At 73.6% G+C, this 17,068-nt stretch carries 15 protein-coding genes; 12 read left to right on the top strand and 3 right to left on the bottom strand.

Going from position 1 to position 17,068, the window contains the following annotated elements; all coding sequences use genetic code 11:
- The first annotated feature begins 195 nt into the window (after positions 1-195).
- Together DQ240_RS19860 and DQ240_RS19855 are read left to right on the top strand one after the other, a co-directional pair.
- Entirely contained in the window at positions 196-555 is a 360-nt protein-coding gene (locus DQ240_RS19860; protein WP_113841433.1) for an MmcQ/YjbR family DNA-binding protein, read from the top strand.
- 68 nt (positions 556-623) lie between these two features.
- Positions 624-1,991: a GntP family permease gene (locus tag DQ240_RS19855; protein WP_113841432.1), complete on the top strand. Its 1,368-nt coding sequence runs from the start codon at positions 624-626 to the stop codon at positions 1,989-1,991.
- Positions 1,992-2,022: 31 nt separating this feature from the next.
- Here DQ240_RS19855 and DQ240_RS19850 read toward each other — a convergent pair whose 3' ends face one another.
- Genes DQ240_RS19850 through DQ240_RS19840 form a run of 3 tightly spaced genes read right to left on the bottom strand, consistent with a single transcriptional unit; the run spans position 2,023 to position 5,281 of the window.
- Positions 2,023-4,413 (bottom strand): excinuclease ABC subunit UvrA, encoded by a 2,391-nt coding sequence (locus DQ240_RS19850; RefSeq protein WP_113841431.1) that lies wholly within the window; start codon positions 4,411-4,413, stop codon positions 2,023-2,025.
- Positions 4,410-4,829, bottom strand: coding sequence for a VOC family protein (locus tag DQ240_RS19845; protein WP_113841449.1), 420 nt, complete (start codon positions 4,827-4,829; stop codon positions 4,410-4,412). Before DQ240_RS19845 ends, DQ240_RS19850 begins: the two co-directional genes overlap by 4 nt.
- A 5-nt stretch (positions 4,830-4,834) precedes the next feature.
- A complete protein-coding gene (locus tag DQ240_RS19840; protein ID WP_113841430.1) occupies positions 4,835-5,281 on the bottom strand; it encodes a helix-turn-helix transcriptional regulator in 447 nt (148 codons plus the stop codon).
- Positions 5,282-5,435: 154 nt separating this feature from the next.
- On the opposite strand from DQ240_RS19840, the gene DQ240_RS19835 reads away from it, so the two are divergent.
- The 10 genes from DQ240_RS19835 (at position 5,436) to DQ240_RS19790 (ending at position 16,213) form a co-directional block, all read left to right on the top strand.
- On the top strand, positions 5,436-5,912 hold the full coding sequence (locus DQ240_RS19835; RefSeq protein ID WP_233498842.1) for a DUF2975 domain-containing protein: 477 nt from the start codon (positions 5,436-5,438) through the stop codon (positions 5,910-5,912).
- Positions 5,912-6,151: a helix-turn-helix transcriptional regulator gene (locus tag DQ240_RS19830; protein ID WP_113841428.1), complete on the top strand. Its 240-nt coding sequence runs from the start codon at positions 5,912-5,914 to the stop codon at positions 6,149-6,151. Before DQ240_RS19835 ends, DQ240_RS19830 begins: the two co-directional genes overlap by 1 nt.
- A complete protein-coding gene (locus DQ240_RS19825) occupies positions 6,148-7,287 on the top strand; it encodes an NAD(P)/FAD-dependent oxidoreductase (protein WP_233498841.1) in 1,140 nt (379 codons plus the stop codon). The genes DQ240_RS19830 and DQ240_RS19825 overlap by 4 nt, the downstream gene beginning before the upstream one ends.
- 60 nt (positions 7,288-7,347) lie before the next feature.
- A complete protein-coding gene (locus DQ240_RS19820) occupies positions 7,348-7,914 on the top strand; it encodes an RNA polymerase sigma factor (protein ID WP_113841447.1) in 567 nt (188 codons plus the stop codon).
- Positions 7,904-9,055, top strand: a complete 1,152-nt coding sequence (locus DQ240_RS19815; RefSeq protein WP_113841427.1) for a hypothetical protein — start codon at positions 7,904-7,906, stop codon at positions 9,053-9,055. The genes DQ240_RS19820 and DQ240_RS19815 overlap by 11 nt, the downstream gene beginning before the upstream one ends.
- A 423-nt stretch (positions 9,056-9,478) precedes the next feature.
- Positions 9,479-10,390 carry a hypothetical protein gene (locus DQ240_RS19810; RefSeq protein ID WP_113841426.1) on the top strand — a complete coding sequence of 304 codons (912 nt, stop codon included), beginning with the start codon at positions 9,479-9,481 and terminating at the stop codon, positions 10,388-10,390.
- Positions 10,391-10,613: 223 nt separating this feature from the next.
- A complete protein-coding gene (locus tag DQ240_RS19805) occupies positions 10,614-11,228 on the top strand; it encodes a hypothetical protein (RefSeq protein WP_147262041.1) in 615 nt (204 codons plus the stop codon).
- 116 nt (positions 11,229-11,344) lie between these two features.
- Positions 11,345-12,793 carry an argininosuccinate synthase gene (argG, locus tag DQ240_RS19800; protein WP_113841424.1) on the top strand — a complete coding sequence of 483 codons (1,449 nt, stop codon included), beginning with the start codon at positions 11,345-11,347 and terminating at the stop codon, positions 12,791-12,793.
- A gap of 21 nt (positions 12,794-12,814) precedes the next feature.
- Positions 12,815-13,477, top strand: a complete 663-nt coding sequence (locus DQ240_RS19795) for an enoyl-CoA hydratase/isomerase family protein (protein ID WP_113841423.1) — start codon at positions 12,815-12,817, stop codon at positions 13,475-13,477.
- A gap of 87 nt (positions 13,478-13,564) precedes the next feature.
- Positions 13,565-16,213 carry a bifunctional diguanylate cyclase/phosphodiesterase gene (locus DQ240_RS19790; protein ID WP_113841422.1) on the top strand — a complete coding sequence of 883 codons (2,649 nt, stop codon included), beginning with the start codon at positions 13,565-13,567 and terminating at the stop codon, positions 16,211-16,213.
- The last annotated feature ends 855 nt before the right edge of the window (positions 16,214-17,068 follow it).

Genomic DNA, 17,068 nt, shown 5'->3' with positions numbered 1-17,068 from the left:
CCAAGACCGTCGCCCGCACCAGCCGAGGGGAGGTCCGCAAGAAGCGGGCATCGATCCAACGAACGACGTCCTGAGCGTCAAGGATCAACCGACGTAGCTCCGTCAAGCATCAACCGAAGCTGGACAGGCCCACTCGCGATGAGTCCGGCCCGCTCTCCCGGTCGATCCCCGTGTGCGGGATGCGGAGGTCCGAGCATGGCGGTGATCGACGACGTCCGGTCGCTGGGGACGGAGCTGGAGCGCTCGTACCCGGTGTACGTCCGGGGCCGGCTGAAGTTCCGCGTCGGGCAGATCGTCTACGTGGCGTTCTCCCCCGACGAGAGGGTGAACGGCTTCGCGTTCCCCAAGGAGGAGCGGGCGGCGCTCGTCCAGGGCGATCCGGACCGCTTCCAGCTGCCGGCGGCGTCGGACATGCGCTTCAACTGGGTCCACGCAGACCTCGCTGCGCTGGAGCCCTCTGAGGCCCGCGAGCTGGTCGTCGACGCCTGGAGAACGGTCGTCCCCGCGAAGGTCTCGCGCGCCTACGACCTCAGCCATCCCCACGGCCCGGACTGACCGACAGCGGCGGGAGGTGGGTCCCATAGCGTGGGGCGCGTCACCGGCCCCACAGATCGGAACCCTTCGTGGAGATCCTGCACGCCGCCATCGCGATCCTGGGCGCGATCGTCCTCATCATCAGGTTCAAGGTCGACCCGGTCATCTCGCTGCTGGTGGCGTGCGTGTACCTCGGGCTCGTCACCGGCCTGGGCGCGCAGGGCACGGTGGACCAGATCACCGGCGGGTTCGGCGAGATCATGGCCGAGGTCGGCCTGCTCATCGGCTTCGGCGTGCTGATCGGTGCCCTGCTGCACTCGATGGGCACCTTCGACGACCTGGTGGCGATCCTGGCCCGGAAGGTCGGCCGACGCCTGCCGTACGCCATCTCCGGTGCGCTGTCGACGATCTTCCCGTCCATCTACGTCGACGTGCAGGTGGTCCTGGCGGCGCCGATGGCGAAGGAGTCGGCGCCGGCCGTCGACCGGCGCATCGGGCTGCCGTGGCTCGCCGGCGCGATGGGGATCGGCATCTTCTCCGGCTACGTCTTCGTCGTCCCGGGCCTGGCCGCGGTCGCCATCGCCGGGCTCATGGACGTCCCCCTGGGCACCTACCTGCTCTACGGGCTGCCCATCGGCCTGGCCACCGCCCTGATCACGACCTTCCTCTTCCGCCTGCTGCTGGGACGGCGCTACTGGGACGACGCGAGCGATCTCGACCAGGACGCGGTTCCCGGGGAGGGCGCCGCCCAGGACGAGAGCGAGGACGCCCCGCGGGCCGAGCGCGCCGCCCGCCTGCCGCTGGGGGTGCGGCTGCTGCCGATCCTCGTGCCGCTGGTGCTGATCGCCACCGGGGCGATCCTCGACGTCGCCGAGGTCTCCAACCCGGTCGTCACCTTCCTCGGCGACGCCAACATCGCCCTGTTCGTCGGGCTGCTCATCGCCTTCGCCATGGTCCGGCCCTCGCTGGGCGCGGACGGCGTCGGCGACGTCCTCACCCGCGGCTTCCGCACGACCGGCGAGATCCTGCTCGTGACCGGCGTCGGCGGGTCGCTCGGCGCCGTCATCGCCGAGAGCGGCATGGAGGAGACGCTCGTCGACCTGTTCTCCGCCGACGAGAGCGCGCCGGTGATCCTGAGCATCCTGCTGGCGTGGTTCATCGCCGCGGTGCTGCACTTCGCGATCGGGTCGGTGTCGGTCGCGGCGATCACCGCGGCGGGCATCATCTCGCCGATCGTCGGCTCGCTCGGCGTCGACCCCGTCGTCATCGCGCTGGCCATCGCCTCGGGCGCGATGTTCGCGCTGCACGTGAACAGCAACTTCTTCTGGATGTTCAGCACGCTGCTCGACCTCTCGACCAAGGGCAGCCTCAAGACCCTGACGGCGGCGACCTCGCTCGGAGCCGTGGTCTCGCTGCCGCTGGTCCTGGTCGCCAGTCTGGTCGCCGCGGCCGTCTAGCGAGCGGCGAGCGGCGAGCGGTGCGCGGCGGTCAGGCGCCGACGTAGTCGGCGAGGTGCTGGCCGGTGAGGGTGGACCGGTCGGCCACGACGTCGGCCGGCGTCCCCTCGAACACGATCCGTCCGCCGTCGTGCCCGGCGCCGGGACCGAGGTCGATGATCCAGTCGGCGTGGGCCATGACCGCCTGGTGGTGCTCGATGACGATCACCGTCTTGCCCGAGTCCACCAGCCGGTCCAGCAGGCCGAGCAGGTTCTCCACGTCGGCCAGGTGCAGGCCGGTCGTCGGCTCGTCGAGGACGTAGACACCGCCCTTCTCCGCCATCCGGGTCGCCAGCTTGATGCGCTGCCGCTCGCCGCCGGACAGGGTGGTCAGCGGCTGGCCGAGGGTGAGGTACCCCAGGCCCACGTCGGCCAGCCGGTCCAGGATCGCGTGCGCGGCCGGGGTGCGGGCCTCACCGGCGCCGAAGAACTCCTCGGCCTCGGTCACCGACATCGCCAGCACCTCGGCGATGTTCCGGCCGCCCAGCGTGTACTCCAGCACCGAGGGCTGGAACCGCTTGCCCTCGCAGTCCTCGCACGGCGACTCGACCGTGGCCATGACGCCGAGCTCGGTGTAGATCACGCCGGCGCCGTTGCAGGTGGGGCAGGCCCCCTCCGAGTTGGCGCTGAAGAGAGCGGGCTTCACGCCGTTGGCCTTGGCGAACGCCTTGCGGATCGGCTCCAGCAGCCCCGTGTAGGTGGCCGGGTTGGACCGCCGGGAGCCCTTGATGGCGCCCTGGTCCACCACGACGACGCCGTCCCGCCCGGCGAGGTTGCCGTGGATCAGCGAGCTCTTGCCCGACCCGGCGACCCCGGTGACGACGGTCAGGACGCCGGTGGGGACGTCGACGTCGACGCCCTGCAGGTTGTTCTGCCGGGCGCCGCGGATCTCCAGCGCCCCGGTCGAGGTCCGGGCGGTCGGCCGGAGCGCCACCCGGTCGCCCAGGTGACGGCCGGTGCGGGAGTCGCTGTGCCGCAGTTCCTCGACCGTCCCCTGGAAGACGATCTCGCCGCCCTCGCTGCCGGCGCCCGGCCCCAGGTCGACGACGCGGTCGGCGATCACGATCGTCTCGGGCTTGTGCTCGACGACGAGCACCGTGTTGCCCTTGTCGCGAAGCCGCAGCAGCAGGTCGTTCATCCGCTGGATGTCGTGCGGGTGCAGCCCGATCGTGGGCTCGTCGAAGACGTAGGTGACGTCGGTCAGCGACGACCCGAGGTGCCGGATCATCTTCGTCCGCTGCGCCTCGCCGCCGGAGAGCGTGCCCGCGGGGCGGTCCAACGACAGGTAGCCCAGCCCGATCCCGACGAAGGAGTCGAGCAGGTGCCGCAGGCCGGTCAGGAGCGGCGCGACCGAGGGCTCCTCCAGGCCGCGCACCCACTCCGCCACGTCGCTGATCTGCATCGCGCAGACGTCGGCGATGTTCTTCCCGTCGATCCGCGACGACCGCGCCTCCGGGGTCAGCCGCGTCCCCTCGCACTCCGGGCACCGCTGGAAGGTGATCACCCGCTCCACGAAAGCGCGGATGTGCGGCTGCATCGCCTCGACGTCCTTGGCGAGCATCGACTTCTGGATCTTCGGGATCACGCCCTCGTAGGTGAGGTTGATGCCCTCGACCTTGATCTTCGTCGGCTCCTTGTAGAGCAGGTCGTCGAGTTCCTTCTTCGAGAACTGCCCGACCGGCTTGTCCATGTCGAAGCCGAAGCCCGCGAAGATCCGGCCGTACCAGCCGTCCATGCTGTAGCCGGGGACCATCAGGGCGCCCTCGGCCAGCGACTTCGACCCGTCGTAGAGCGCGGTGAGGTCGAAGTCGGAGACCGAGCCCATGCCCTCGCAGCGCGGGCACATGCCGCCGAGGTAGGTCACGTCGCGGACGACGTTCTTCTCGACCCGTCCGCCCTTCTCCGTGCTCATCACCCCGCTCGCCTTGCGCGTGGGGACGTTGAACGAGAACGCCGTCGGCGGGCCGATGTGCGGCGTGCCCAGCCGGCTGAACAGGATCCGGAGCATCGCGTTGGCGTCCGTGGCGGTGCCCACGGTCGACCGTGGGTTGGCGCCCATCCGCTCCTGGTCGACGATGATCGCCGTCGTCAGGCCCTCGAGGACGTCGACGTCGGGCCGCGCGAGCGTGGGCATGAAGCCCTGGACGAACGCGCTGTAGGTCTCGTTGATCATCCGCTGCGACTCGGCGGCGATGGTGCCGAACACCAGCGAGCTCTTGCCCGAGCCGGAGACCCCGGTGAACACCGTCAGCCGGCGCTTGGGGATGTCGACGCTGACGTCCTTGAGGTTGTTCTGCCGTGCGCCGACCACGCGGATCAGGTCGTGGCCGTCGGCGGGGTGCTCGATCGTCTCGGTGCTGTCGCTGGTCAGGGTCGAGCTCACGGGACCTCCTGGATGCGGATCATGTTCCCGGCGGGATCGCGGAAGGCGCAGTCCCGTACACCGTACGGCTGAGCGACCGGTTCCTGAACCACCTCGCCGCCGCGGGCCTGCATCCGCTCGAAGACGGCGTCGAGGTCCTTCGTCGCGAGGATCAGGCTGGCGTAGGTCCCCTTCGCCATCATCTCGGCGATCGTGCGGCGCTCCTCGTCGGTGACGCCGGGGTCGGCGGCCGGGGGGTGCAGCACGACGGAGGTGCCGGAACCGCCGGCGGGGCCCACGGTGATCCAGCGCATCTGGCCCTGGCCGACGTCGAGGCGGACCTCGAAGCCGACGACGTCGCGGTAGAACGCGAGCGAGGCCTCCGGGTCGCCGGTGGGGAGGAAGGTCTGGTGGATGGTGACGTCCGAGGTGGTCATGGTGATCACGCTAGGGACGGCGCTGTGCCGGGTGCTTCTCGATTCCTGACCGGTCGCGCGACCTGCTTGGCCACGCACGGCGGCAGCCCCTGCGTCACCTGCGCCCGCTCGCGGCGGTAGGCGCTGGGCGACATCCCGACCAGCTCGGTGAAGCGGGTGCTGAACGTGCCCAGCGAGGAGCAGCCGACGGCGAAGCACACCTCGGTGACGCTGAGGTCGCCGCGCTGCAGCAGGGCCATGGCGCGCTCGATCCGCCGCGTCATGACGTAGGAGTACGGGGACTCGCCGTAGGCGCGCTTGAACTCCCGGCTCAGGTGGCCGGCCGACATGTGCGCGCCGCAGGCCAGCGCCTCGACGTCCAGCGGCTGGGCGTACTCCCGGTCGATGCGGTCGCGGACGCGGCGCAGCCGGGCGAGGTCGCGCAGGCGCTGGTCGGCGGGCGTGCTGCTCACGGCGGTGATCGTGCCGTGTCCGGGGCCCCGCCGGGACCGCCTTTCTCACCTACCATGGCGTGGAGGGTTCCCTCGATCTACCGACACGCGGTGGCTATCGATTGACAATCGATAGAGACCTCGCGAGAGTCGGTGCATGTCGCGGATACGTCGTGTGGTCCTGCCGCTCCGGGTCCTGCTGGTCGTGGTGATCCTGGCCCTGGTGGCCGCCCAGGTCTGGGCCCTCCCGGAGATGCTGCCGGACATCGCCGACCCGTCGCTGGAGCAGTCGGTGGTGCGGGGCACGATGCTGGCGGTCTCGGTGCTCGGCCTGGTGTGCGTCCAGGTCGTCGTCGTCTGCACCTGGTACCTGCTGACCCTCGTCACCGACGACCGCATCTTCAGCGCGGCGGCACTGCCGTGGGTGAACGCCATCGTCCGGGCGGTCGCCACGGGCTGGGTGATGCTGCTGGGCGCGTGGGTCTGCTCCTACTACTTCATCGTCGACGACGTCAGCGACGACGCCGGCCTGTTCGCGCTGCTGCTGGTGCTGCTGCTCATCGGCGCCGTCGTCGGGCTGCTGCTCGTGGTGATGCGGGCGCTGCTGCGGCAGGCCACCACGCTGCGGACGGACATGGAAGCGGTCATCTGATGGCCATCGTCGTCCGCATCGACGTCGAGCTCGCCCGCCGCAAGATGAGCGTGGGGGAGTTCGCGGAGCGGGTCGGGCTCACCCCAGCCAACGTGGCGGTGCTCAAGAACGGCCGCGCGAAGGCGGTCCGGTTCAGCACGCTCGAGGCGATGTGCCGGGTGCTGGAGTGCCAACCCGGCGACCTGCTGGAGTGGGTGCCGGATCCCGACGAGGCCCCCGTCCCCGCGCCGCCACGGTGAACGACGTCGACGTGATGGTCGTCGGCGCCGGGCTCGCCGGCCTGCACACCGCCACCCTGCTGGCCCGGAACGGGCACGAGGTGCTGCTGGTCGAGCGGCGCCGCGCCCTCGACGGGGCGATCCGCACGACCGGGATCTTCGTCCGCCGGACCCTCGACGACTTCCCTCTGGCCCCCGAGCACCTGGGGCCGCCGATCCGGCGGGTGGTGCTGTACCCGCCGGACCGGCGCCGACCGGTGACGCTGGACAGCGACCGCGACGAGTTCCGCGTCGGCGACATGGGTCCGCTCTACCTGGGTCAGGCGCGGGAGGCGGTCGACGCCGGCGTGCGGCTCGCGCTGGGCACGCGCTATGCGGGCCGCAGCGGCGGCGTCTCCCTCCTGGAGGGGCCGGCCGGGCGGGTGCGGGTGCGGGCGCGGTTCGTCGTCGGCGCGGACGGCGCCCGCTCCCGGGTGGCGCGCGACCTCGGGCTCGACCGCAACCGTGAGCTGATCGTGGGGGCGGAGGAGGTCTTCGCCGTGTCCGGCCCGACCGGTCCGCCGACCTTCTCCTGCGTGCTGGACCCCTCGCTCGCGCCGGGTTACCTCGCGTGGGTGGTGGACGACGGCCGGCACGCCCACGTCGGCGTCGCCGGCTACGCCTCGCGGTTCCCCGACGGCATGCGGGCGGCGCTGGACCGGTTCGCCGCGGCGGCGCCCGGGGTCCCGGCCGACCGGCCGGAGCACGTCGAGCGGCGGGGCGGACCGATCCCCGTCGGCGGTCTGCTGCGGCGGATCGGCTGCGCCGAGGGTCTGCTGGTGGGCGACGCCGCGGGCGCCGTCTCCCCGCTGACCGCCGGTGGGCTCGACCCGTGCCTGCGGCTGTCCCGGCACGCCGCCGCCGTCCTCGACGAGGCGCTCCGCACCGGCCGGCCCGATCCGCTCGCCGCCTACGACGGGGCGGCGCTGAGGGCACGCTTCCGCGGGCGGCTCCTGCTGCGCTCCGGCCTCGCCCAGGTGCGCTCGCCGGCGATGGCGTCGGCCGGGTTCGCGCTCCTGCGCACGCGCGTGGGCCGGGCGGCGGCCCGCCGGGTCCTGTTCGGTGACCGCTCCTTCCCGGAGCCGGCCCCGGTGGCAGCCGGCGCGCGGGGCGGATGAGGCGGAGGGGGCGGGGCTGTAACGCCCGGGCGCGACCGGACATGTGAGTGTGTGATCGCCATGCGAGGGCAGCCCCCACCGCCTCCCGACCCGCTCGTCGACGACCGCTTCGAGGAGGCCTACCGGACCAGCGGCAGCGCCGTCCTCGGCTACGCCCTGCGGCGCTGCGCCTCCCGGGAGGACGCCTTCGACGTCGTCGCGGAGACCTTCGCCGTCGCCTGGCGCCGGCGCGGCGACCTGCCCGCCGACGCCGCGGAGGTGCGGCCCTGGCTGTTCGGCATCGCCCGGCTCTGCGTGGCCAACGCGGCGCGGAGTCGACGGCGGGCCGGGCGGCTCGGGCAGCGGCTGGCCGAGGCGTTCGCCGGGACGCCGCTGCCCGACCCCGTCGCGCTCTCCGAGGGACGCGCCGGGACCCGGGAGCTGGCCGACGCCCTCGGGCGGCTGTCGGCCGAGGACCGGGAACTCGTCACGCTCGTCGCCTGGGAGGGCCTGACCCCGGCCGAGGCGGCCATCGCCCTCGGCCTGACCCCGGGCGCGGCGCGCGTCCGGCTGCACCGGGCGCGGGCCCGGTTGCGCGCTGAACTCGACCCGAACGGCACGACGGAGGAGGACGACCGTGATCAGTGACCGGGACCTGGACGACCGGCTCGCCGCCGCCCGCGGCGTCTCCGATGCGGACCTGCCGCCGCTGCCCGAGGGGTTCCTCGCGCACTTCACCGCCGACGCCGACGCGGGCCTCGCGCTCGTCGCGGACCTCCCCGCCGACGAGCCGGCCTCGGTGATCGCCGCGCGCCAGCTCGTCGCCGACGCCCGGGAGGACCGCGGACGGCGGCGGTCGACCCGTCGCACCGTGCTCGGCGTCGGGGCGGCGGTGGTCGTGGTGGCCGCGGCCTGGACGGCGGCGGTCGTCGTCACCTCCGACGGGGCGTCGGACAGGGGTGAGGTCGCGACGCCGTCCACCACCAGCGCGCCGTCGTCGGATCCTGCCGGCGGGATCGAGCTGGTCGCCGCGGAGGAGGTGGCCTTCCCGTTCTCCCTCGATCCCGCGCCCGAGGGGCTGACGCCGGCCTTCAGCATGCGCGGCGGCATGGAGTACTACGGCGGCGGACCGGTCGAGTACCTCGCCGACTACACCGCCGACGACGGCCGGGTGCTCGTCGACCTCGTCGCGGCCGATCCCCGGGACCTGCCGGACACGGTGTGGAACGACCCGGGAGGTCCGGCTGTGGAGCTGTCGGTCGGGGGGGCACCGGCGGAGCTGGTGGAGGGCGACGGATACGTCACGCTCGTCGTCGAACGCGGTGACGGCCGCTGGGTCGCGGTCCTCGGCGAGGGCTCCTACGGGAACCCCGACGCCGTGGTCGCGGTGGCGGGGTCCGTCGTCGACCGGCCGCAGCCGCTCGGCCTGGGGTTCGGACTGGCACCGGCCGGCTGGACGGTGGGCGGGTACGAGGAGAGCCGCAGCCTGGATCTCGTCAGTGACACCGACCCCGCCCAGCCCCCGCTGCGGGTCAGTCTCCAGGGACTGCCCGGAGGGACCGTCCCCCTCGGGGACCTGTTCGAGGGCAGAGCACTGGCCGCGCCGGCCGAGCAGGTGACGGTGCAGGGGTTGCCGGCGCTGGTCGGGCTCGCCGTCGACGGCGAGCCGGACACGTGGCTGGTCGCCGGCCAGATCCCCGACGGCCGGGTGTTCTGGCTCCTGGCCCCGCCGGTCCTCACCCGGGACCAGGTGCTCCGGGTCGCGGAGCAGATCACCTACACGCCGTGACCGACGGCGCCCGGGACCGCGACATGCCGCGGTCCCGGGCGCCGCGGGCGTGATGCAGGCGACGACGACCGCTCCGCACGCTCGGGACCACACCTCTTGTCGACAAGGAGGCGCCCGTTCCGGCAGGTCAGCGGCCGTGGCGGGAGGCTCCACAACAGTTGGGTGACGGCGCCGCCGCAGTCGTGTCCGACGCGCCCCGCGCACGCGCCGCGGACCCCACTATTCGTGCTGTCCGCGGCACTTCCCCGGCCGCGACGGACAGTTCGAGGAGCACCCGCGTGAACGCGCCCCATGCACCGGCATGCCGCCCACCGTCCCCCGCCGCGCGCGACGGGCAGACGGGGCTGCTGGATCTCTTCTCGGCAGAGCGACCGCCGGCCGGTACCTCCTGCGCGACCCGGATCTCCCCGGACGGAGCCTCGGGTGCCCACTGAGGACGTCGTCCTGCTCTGGCCCACGGTGACGCTGCTGGGCTTCTTCGTCCTGGCCGCCGTCGTGGTCGCCCTGGGGACCAGCTCCACCGCTCGGTACGAGTTCGAGCGCAACGCCGTCCGGACCGCCCGGCAGCCGGCCGCGGTCGCGGCCGCGCCGGCCGAGGTCCTGGCCGAGAGCGTCACCGACGTCGTGACGCTGACCGGCGGCGCCTCCTCGGCCGACCTCGGTGCGGCCGACCCGGCGGAGGAGTTCCGCGCGGAGCTCGCCGCGGCCGTCAGCGTCGCCACGCACCCGGCCGGCAAGCGGATCGGCGCGCCGGGCAGCGCACCGGCCTGGTGGCTGGTCGACGAGGACCCCGAGCAGTCGGGCAGCTCCGCCGTCGCCGGGCCCTTCGACGACCGCTTCGAGGCGGACTGGGCGCTGCTGGCCCACGGCCTGGCCGAGTCGACCCGGGTGGTCTACGGCTCGCAGCGCGCCGACGGCACCGTCGTGCGCCGCCAGCTCCCCGCCGAGCGGGCCTGGCTGGCCGACCTCGGCGAGCAGCTGGACCGGCTGGGCGACGACTGGGACGAGCTGGTGTCCGACGACGACGCGCTCACCACGCTCGTGGTCGAGGTCGCCGCGGCGCTGGTCGAGGCCGGGCTGCCGCTGCACGACTGCAACGGCCACGGCGCGGCGGGCGGGGTGTGCCTGAGCCCCGGCCCCGGACTGGCCGGCGTCCTCGTCACCTGGCACCAGCACGACCGGATGAGCGTGCAGCAGGTGCGCGGCGCGGCGCTCGAGACGGCCGTGCAGCGGACCATGAGCTCCGCCGTCGCCACGCTGCTGCAGACCATGGGCTTCGAGGTCGAGCCCTTCGGGTCGAGCGACTGCTGGATGGTCACCCCCGGACCGCGGTGACCACCGCGCCGCGGTCGCAGCGCTCCGGCACGGGGTGGCAACTCCCCGTGGCCGCCGCGCTCACCGGCCGCGACGCGCCGGGAGTCGCCGTCCGCAGCCGGCGGGCGGGCGCGGACCCGGCTCCTACCTTTCGAACACCCGAGCAGCCGTCGACCAGCGGCGAGCAGGGAACCGGCGCACTTCCCCGGCGCCGGTCGGAGTCCCAGAAGTGGTGGTGCACAGCGTGAGTCGTCTTCCCGTCGGTGGGATCGCAGTCGGTGGCGCGACGGTCCTGGGGTGGTGGCTGACCGAGGTCGAGGACGACGGCCGCGGTCCGGTCGTCGCCGGGCCCTTCGCGACCCGCGCGGAGGCCGGCTGGGCCACCGCGGAGCACCCCCCGGGCACGGTGGAGACCGTCTACGGGGTGCGCCGGCCCGACGGCCGGGTCAAGCGCCGCCCCTCCCCGCAGGAGTGGGCGTGGCTGGCCCACCTCGGCGAGCAGCTCGGCCGCCTGCCCGGGGAGTGGGAGGAGGTCGTGGACGACGAGGACCCGCTGACCACGCTGGTCGTCGAGGTCACCGCCGCCCTGGCCGAGGCCGGCCTGCCGCTGCACGACGCGACGGGGGAGGACGCCGCCCTCGGTGGCGCCGTCCTGCGCTGCGAGCCCGACCTCGACGGGATCGTCGTCACCTGGCGCCAGCACGAGCGGATGAGCGTCGACCAGGTGCACGGCGCGGCCGCCGAGGACGCCGTCCAGCAGGTGATGAGCCGGGCGGTCGCCGACGTGCTCGCCGTCCGCGGGTTCGACGTCGAGGCCTTCGGCGGCGGCTGCGGGCACGTCGTCCGGCGCGCCACCTGAGGCATGGGTACCGATACCCGCGTCCACGGGCCCGAGGACGCGGGTATCGGTACCCATGCCTGAGAGCCCCCGGGGCGCCTGTGCATGGTCATGCACGGGCGTGCATAATCAGCACCATGTCCAAGGTGCTGAGTTCCCTCCCCGTCGGCGAGCGGGTGGGGATCGCCTTCTCCGGGGGGCTCGACACGTCCGTGGCGGTCGCGTGGATGCGCGACAAGGGTGCGGTGCCGTGCACCTACACCGCCGACATCGGCCAGTACGACGAGCCCGACATCGCCTCGGTGCCCGGCCGCGCCTCGGCCTACGGCGCCGAGATCGCCCGCCTGGTCGACGCCAAGGCGGCGCTGGTCGAGGAGGGGCTCGCGGCGCTGACCTGCGGCGCCTTCCACATCCGCTCCGGCGGGCGCGCCTACTTCAACACCACGCCGCTGGGCCGCGCGGTCACCGGCACCCTGCTGGTGCGCGCCATGCTCGAGGACGACGTCCAGATCTGGGGCGACGGCTCGACCTTCAAGGGCAACGACATCGAGCGCTTCTACCGGTACGGCCTGCTGGCCAACCCCGGGCTGCGGGTCTACAAGCCCTGGCTGGACGCGGCGTTCGTCAGCGAGCTCGGCGGGCGCACCGAGATGTCGGAGTGGCTGGTCGCCCACGGCCTGCCCTACCGGGACAGCACCGAGAAGGCCTACTCCACCGACGCCAACATCTGGGGCGCCACCCACGAGGCGAAGCGGCTGGAGCACCTCGACACCGGCCTGGAGATCGTCCAGCCGATCATGGGCGTCCGCTTCTGGGACCCCGAGGTCGAGATCCCCACCGAGGACGTCACGATCTCCTTCGCGCAGGGCCGTCCGGTGGCCATCAACGGCACGGAGTTCGACTCGGCCGTGGCGCTCGTGCTGGAGGCCAACGCGATCGGCGGCCGGCACGGACTCGGCATGTCCGACCAGATCGAGAACCGGATCATCGAGGCGAAGAGCCGCGGCATCTACGAGGCGCCGGGCATGGCGCTGCTGCACATCGCCTACGAGCGGCTGGTCAACGCGATCCACAACGAGGACACCCTCGCCACCTACCACTCGGAGGGCCGCCGGCTGGGCCGCCTGCTGTACGAGGGCCGCTGGCTGGACCCCCAGGCGCTGATGCTGAGGGAGTCGCTGCAGCGGTGGGTCGGCATGGCCGTCACCGGCGAGGTCACGTTGCGCCTGCGGCGCGGGGAGGACTACTCGGTCCTCGACACCGCCGGCCCGGCCTTCAGCTACCACCCGGACAAGCTCTCGATGGAGCGCACGGTGGACTCGGCGTTCGGCCCGACCGACCGGATCGGCCAGCTGACCATGCGCAACCTCGACATCGCCGACTCCCGCGCCAAGCTCGAGCAGTACGCCGGCCTGGGCATGGTGGGCACCGCGCAGCCGGCGCTGGTCGGTGCCGCGCAGGCCGCCTCCACCGGGCTCATCGGCGCGCTGTCGGCGGGCGGGGCCGAGGTGATCGCCTCGCGCGGCGAGGTGTCGGCCGACGAGGAGCTGCTCGACCGCGCCGCGATGGAGGCCGGGACGGACTAGGGCGGCCGTTAGCGTCGCGGCATGCCTGCTCTGACCCGCGAGGACGACGTCTTCGTCCTCAACCTCGGCGACGGGGAGAACCGCTTCACGCTCGACTGGCTCACCGAGGTCGAGGCCGCGCTGGACGAGGTGACCGCGGCCGAGGGCCCGCGGGCGCTGGTCACCACCGCCGGCGGCCGGTTCTTCTCCAACGGGCTGGACCTGGACTGGCTGCTCGCGAACCCCGACGTCGGGCCGGCGTACACGGACCGCATCGAGGAGGTCTTCGCCCGGCTCCTCTCCGCGCCGCTGTACACGGTGGCCGCGCTGCCCGGTCACGCCTTCGGCGGCGGGGCGATGCTGGCCCTCGCGCACGACAGCCGGGTGATGCGGGCCGACCGCGGCTACTGGTCGCTCCCCGAGGCCGCGCTCGGACTGCCCTTCATGCCCGGGATGGCCGCCCTGATCCAGGCGCGGCTGCCGCAGCAGACCGCGCACGAGGCGATGGTGACCTCCCGCCGGTACGGCGGCACGGAGGCGCAGGCGGCCGGGATCGTCGACGTGGCGGTGGAGGCCGAGGCCGTGCGCGCCACCGCGGTCGATCGGGCCGCCGGGCACGCCGCGCTGGCCGGCCCGAACCTCGCCGGCATCAAGACGGCGATGTACGCGCAGGTCCTGGCCGCACTGCGCTCGCCCCGGCCCTAGCGGGTGGCCGCGGGGGCGGCCAGTCGACCTCCCCCGCCGGGGTGAGGGGATCTCAGGGCGTTCCCCGCAGGCGCCGATGTCGCAGCCATGGCACCTTCGGCCCGACGCACCCGGCGCGGCCTCCCCCTGTGGATCTTCCTCGGCGCCCTCGCGCTGGTGCCGCAGGTCGGTGTGGTCGGTCTGACCACCTACCTGGTGCGCGACCAGCAGGCCGAGGTCGACAGCGCCCGCCGCGCCGAGCAGGCCGTGCAGGCCATGGCCCAGCTGGACGCCGCCCGCAGCGGTGTCGAGCAGGAGATCGTGCCCGCGCTGGCCGCGGCGGTCGTGGACGACCCCGCGCTGGCCGCGGCGCTGAACCTGCCGCCGGCCCTCGTCGCCGCCGTGGCCGAGGACATGCGCCGAGGGGTCACCGAGTCCCGGGTGGGCACGGACGAAACCCTGGCGGCGCTCTCCACGGATTCCCCGGGGTCCGCCACGGCCGAGCGCGCCGAGCAGCTGCTGCGGACCCACCGGGCAGGGCTGGACGCGCGCACCATCGCGCCGGAGGACGTCTACTTCGGCTACATCGACGTCTCCAACGCCCTCGCCCAGGCGCAGAGCCAGGCCGCGGACGCGGCCAGCTCCGAGGAGGTGCCGGCGGCGACGCTGCGCGCCACCCAGGACGTCGGGCTCGTGTCGGAGGTGGCGCAGAACTCGGCCCGCCTCTTCCCGCTGTTCCTCGCCTCGCAGCTGGACGCCGGTGAGCTGACGGCCGGGTCGCGGATCGCCGGGCAGTCCTCATGGCTCGCCTACCAGGACGCCGTCCGCCGGATGACCGACCTCTCCCAGCCCGAGTTGACCCTGGGGTGGCAGGCCGCACGCGTCGACCCCCTCATGGCCGACCTCGACGCGATGCTCGCGATGCAGGCAGAGGGGACCCTCCCCCCGGTGCCCGTGGCCGACATGGTGCCGCTGATGACCCAGGGCGCACAGCGGGACGTCCTCCTCAACGACCTCGTCGCCTCGGCGGTCGCCAGTGCCGAGGAGCTCGCGAAGGCCGACGCCGAGCGTGCGCAGGAGGCTCTGGAGACGACGCTCCAGTTCGGCATCGGCCTGGTCGTGCTCAGCGCGCTGGCCGCGACCGTCGTCGGGCTGCGGATCGGCCGGGTGCTCACCGTGCTGGCCGAGCGCGCCGGTCAGCTCAGCGAGGGCAACCTGGTCGACGTCGAGGTGACCGGCCCGCGGGAGGTGCGCACCGTCTCCGCGGCGCTGCGGTCCACCGTCGACAGCCTGCGCCGACTCCAGGACCAGGCCGCGGCCGTGGCCCGGGGCGACCTGGACAACCACCTGCTCGACCAGCCGCTGCCCGGTGCCCTCGGGGAGACCGTGCACGCCTCGGTGCGGCAGCTGGTCACCTCGGTCCGGGAGCGCGAGGAGCTCCAGGTCGCGCTGGCCCACCGGGCGACCCACGACCCGCTGACCGAGCTGCCCAACCGCGCCCAGGCCGTCGCCGCCGTCACCGGCGCGCTGCACCGTGCGCAGCGGTCCGGCGGCACGACCGGACTGCTCTTCGTCGACCTCGACGGCTTCAAGGCCGTCAACGACCGGCACGGCCACGCCTGCGGGGACATCGTCCTCCGGACCACCGCCACCCGCATGCTGGCCGCCGTGCGAGCCGGGGACACCGTCGCGCGGCTCGGCGGGGACGAGTTCGTCGTCCTGGTCGAGCAGGTCGAGGACGAGCACGAGCTCGTCCAGCTGGCCGAGCGGCTCGTGGACGTCGTCAGCCGGCCGGTGGACGTCGACGGCGGCGCCGTGCGGATCGGCGCGAGCATCGGCGTGGCCGTCAGCCGCGACGGCGGCACCGACGCCGACGCGTTCTTCGCCGAGGCCGACACCGCCGCGTACCGGGCGAAGGCCCACGGCCGCGGGCGGGCGGAGGTCTTCGACGACGACCTGCGCCGCCAGCTGACCGCCCGTGCCGACACGGAGGCCGCGATCGCCGCCGGTCTCGCCGGCGGTGAGATGCGGCTGCACTACCAGCCCGTGCACGACGTGGCCCGCGAGGTCGTCACCGGCTTCGAGGCGCTGATCCGCTGGCACCGCCCGGGCGTCGGCCCCGTGCCCCCGGACCAGTTCATCCCGGTGGCCGAGGCGTCGTCGCTGATCTGCGAGATCGACCGCTGGGTGCTGCACGAGGCGACCCGCCAGCTCGCCGAGTGGCGCGCGGGCGCGGCCCTCGGGCCGAGCGAGCCGGAGCCGACCATCGCGGTCAACATCTCCGGCCGGCACCTGTCGGAGCCCCGCGTGGTGGCCGACGTCGCCGAGGCCCTCGCCGCCTCCGGTCTGCCGGCGCAGCTGCTGGTGCTCGAGGTGACCGAGACGGTGCTGATCAGCGACCGCACGGCCTACGACCACCTGGCGGCGCTGCGCGAGATGGGCGTCGGCATCGCGATCGACGACTTCGGCACCGGCTACACCTCGATCGGCCAGCTGCGCCACATGCCGGTCGACACGCTGAAGATCGACCGCAGCTTCATCGGCTCCACCGACCCGGGCCACCGCGAGCTGGTGTCGCTGATGATCCGGGCCGCGCACACCTTCGGCCTGACCGTCGTGGCCGAGGGCGTCGAGGAGCCCGAGCAGCTGGACCGCCTGCGCGCCGAGGAGTGCGACCACGTGCAGGGCTACCTGCTGCACCGTCCGCTGCCCGCCGACGAGGCCGGCGCCCTGGTGGGTGCGGCCCTGACCGTCTGAGCGGTCCCGGCCGTGTCGGCGTTGACGCCGCCGCCGCCGACCCTGCACCGTCCTCACCGGAACCCGGACCCGCTCCCGCGTCCGCCAGATCGATCGGTGGTCCCCGTGCGCGTGCGTCCGACGAGGCTGGTGGTGGTGGCGGCCGTCGCCGCGCTCAGCGCCTGCACGACCCCGGTCGCCGGGGTGGCCACTCCCGCCGGGGGCGTGCGCGTGGACGCCACGGACGCCGACCTCGTCGTCGAACTGGCCGAGGAGGGCGACGAGGTCGACCGCATGGCGCGCAACGCCGCGGCCGACGTCCTCGCCTACTGGGAGCAGACCTTCCCGGAGCTGTACGGCGGGGAGTTCGGCCAGCTGGAGGGCGGGCTCTGGTCGATCGACCCGGACGAGACCGACGACGACGAGCTGCCGAGCGACCCCTGCGTCGGGGACGACGTCGCCGAGCTGGCCGAGAACGCCTTCTACTGCGGCGATGACGACCGGATCGTCTACGACCGGGCGTGGCTGGCCGACATCGCCGAGGACTACGGCCCGTTCATGATCGCCGAGGTGATGGCCCACGAGATGGGGCACGCGGTCCAGGAGCGCGCCGGCCTCTACGACTCCTCGATCGTCGCGGAGACCCAGGCCGAGTGCTTCGCCGGGAGCTGGACCCGGTGGGTCGTCGAGGGCAACGCCCGGCACGTCGCCGTCCGCCCGGCCGAGCTGGACGAGTACGTGCTGAGCTACCTCTACTTCGGGGACCCGCCGGGCAGCGAGCGGGACGACCCGGGCGCGCACGGCTCCCTGTTCGACCAGCTGTCGGCCTTCCAGGAGGGCTACGCGGACGGCCCGCGGGCGTGCGCCGCCTTCGAC

Origin of the sequence: Blastococcus sp. TF02A-26 (assembly GCF_003319125.1) — a bacterium.
Classification (GTDB): Bacteria; Actinomycetota; Actinomycetes; order Mycobacteriales; family Geodermatophilaceae; genus Trujillonella.
Note: the sequence above shows the minus strand (reverse complement) of the source record. Positions and strands in the feature narration are given on the sequence as shown.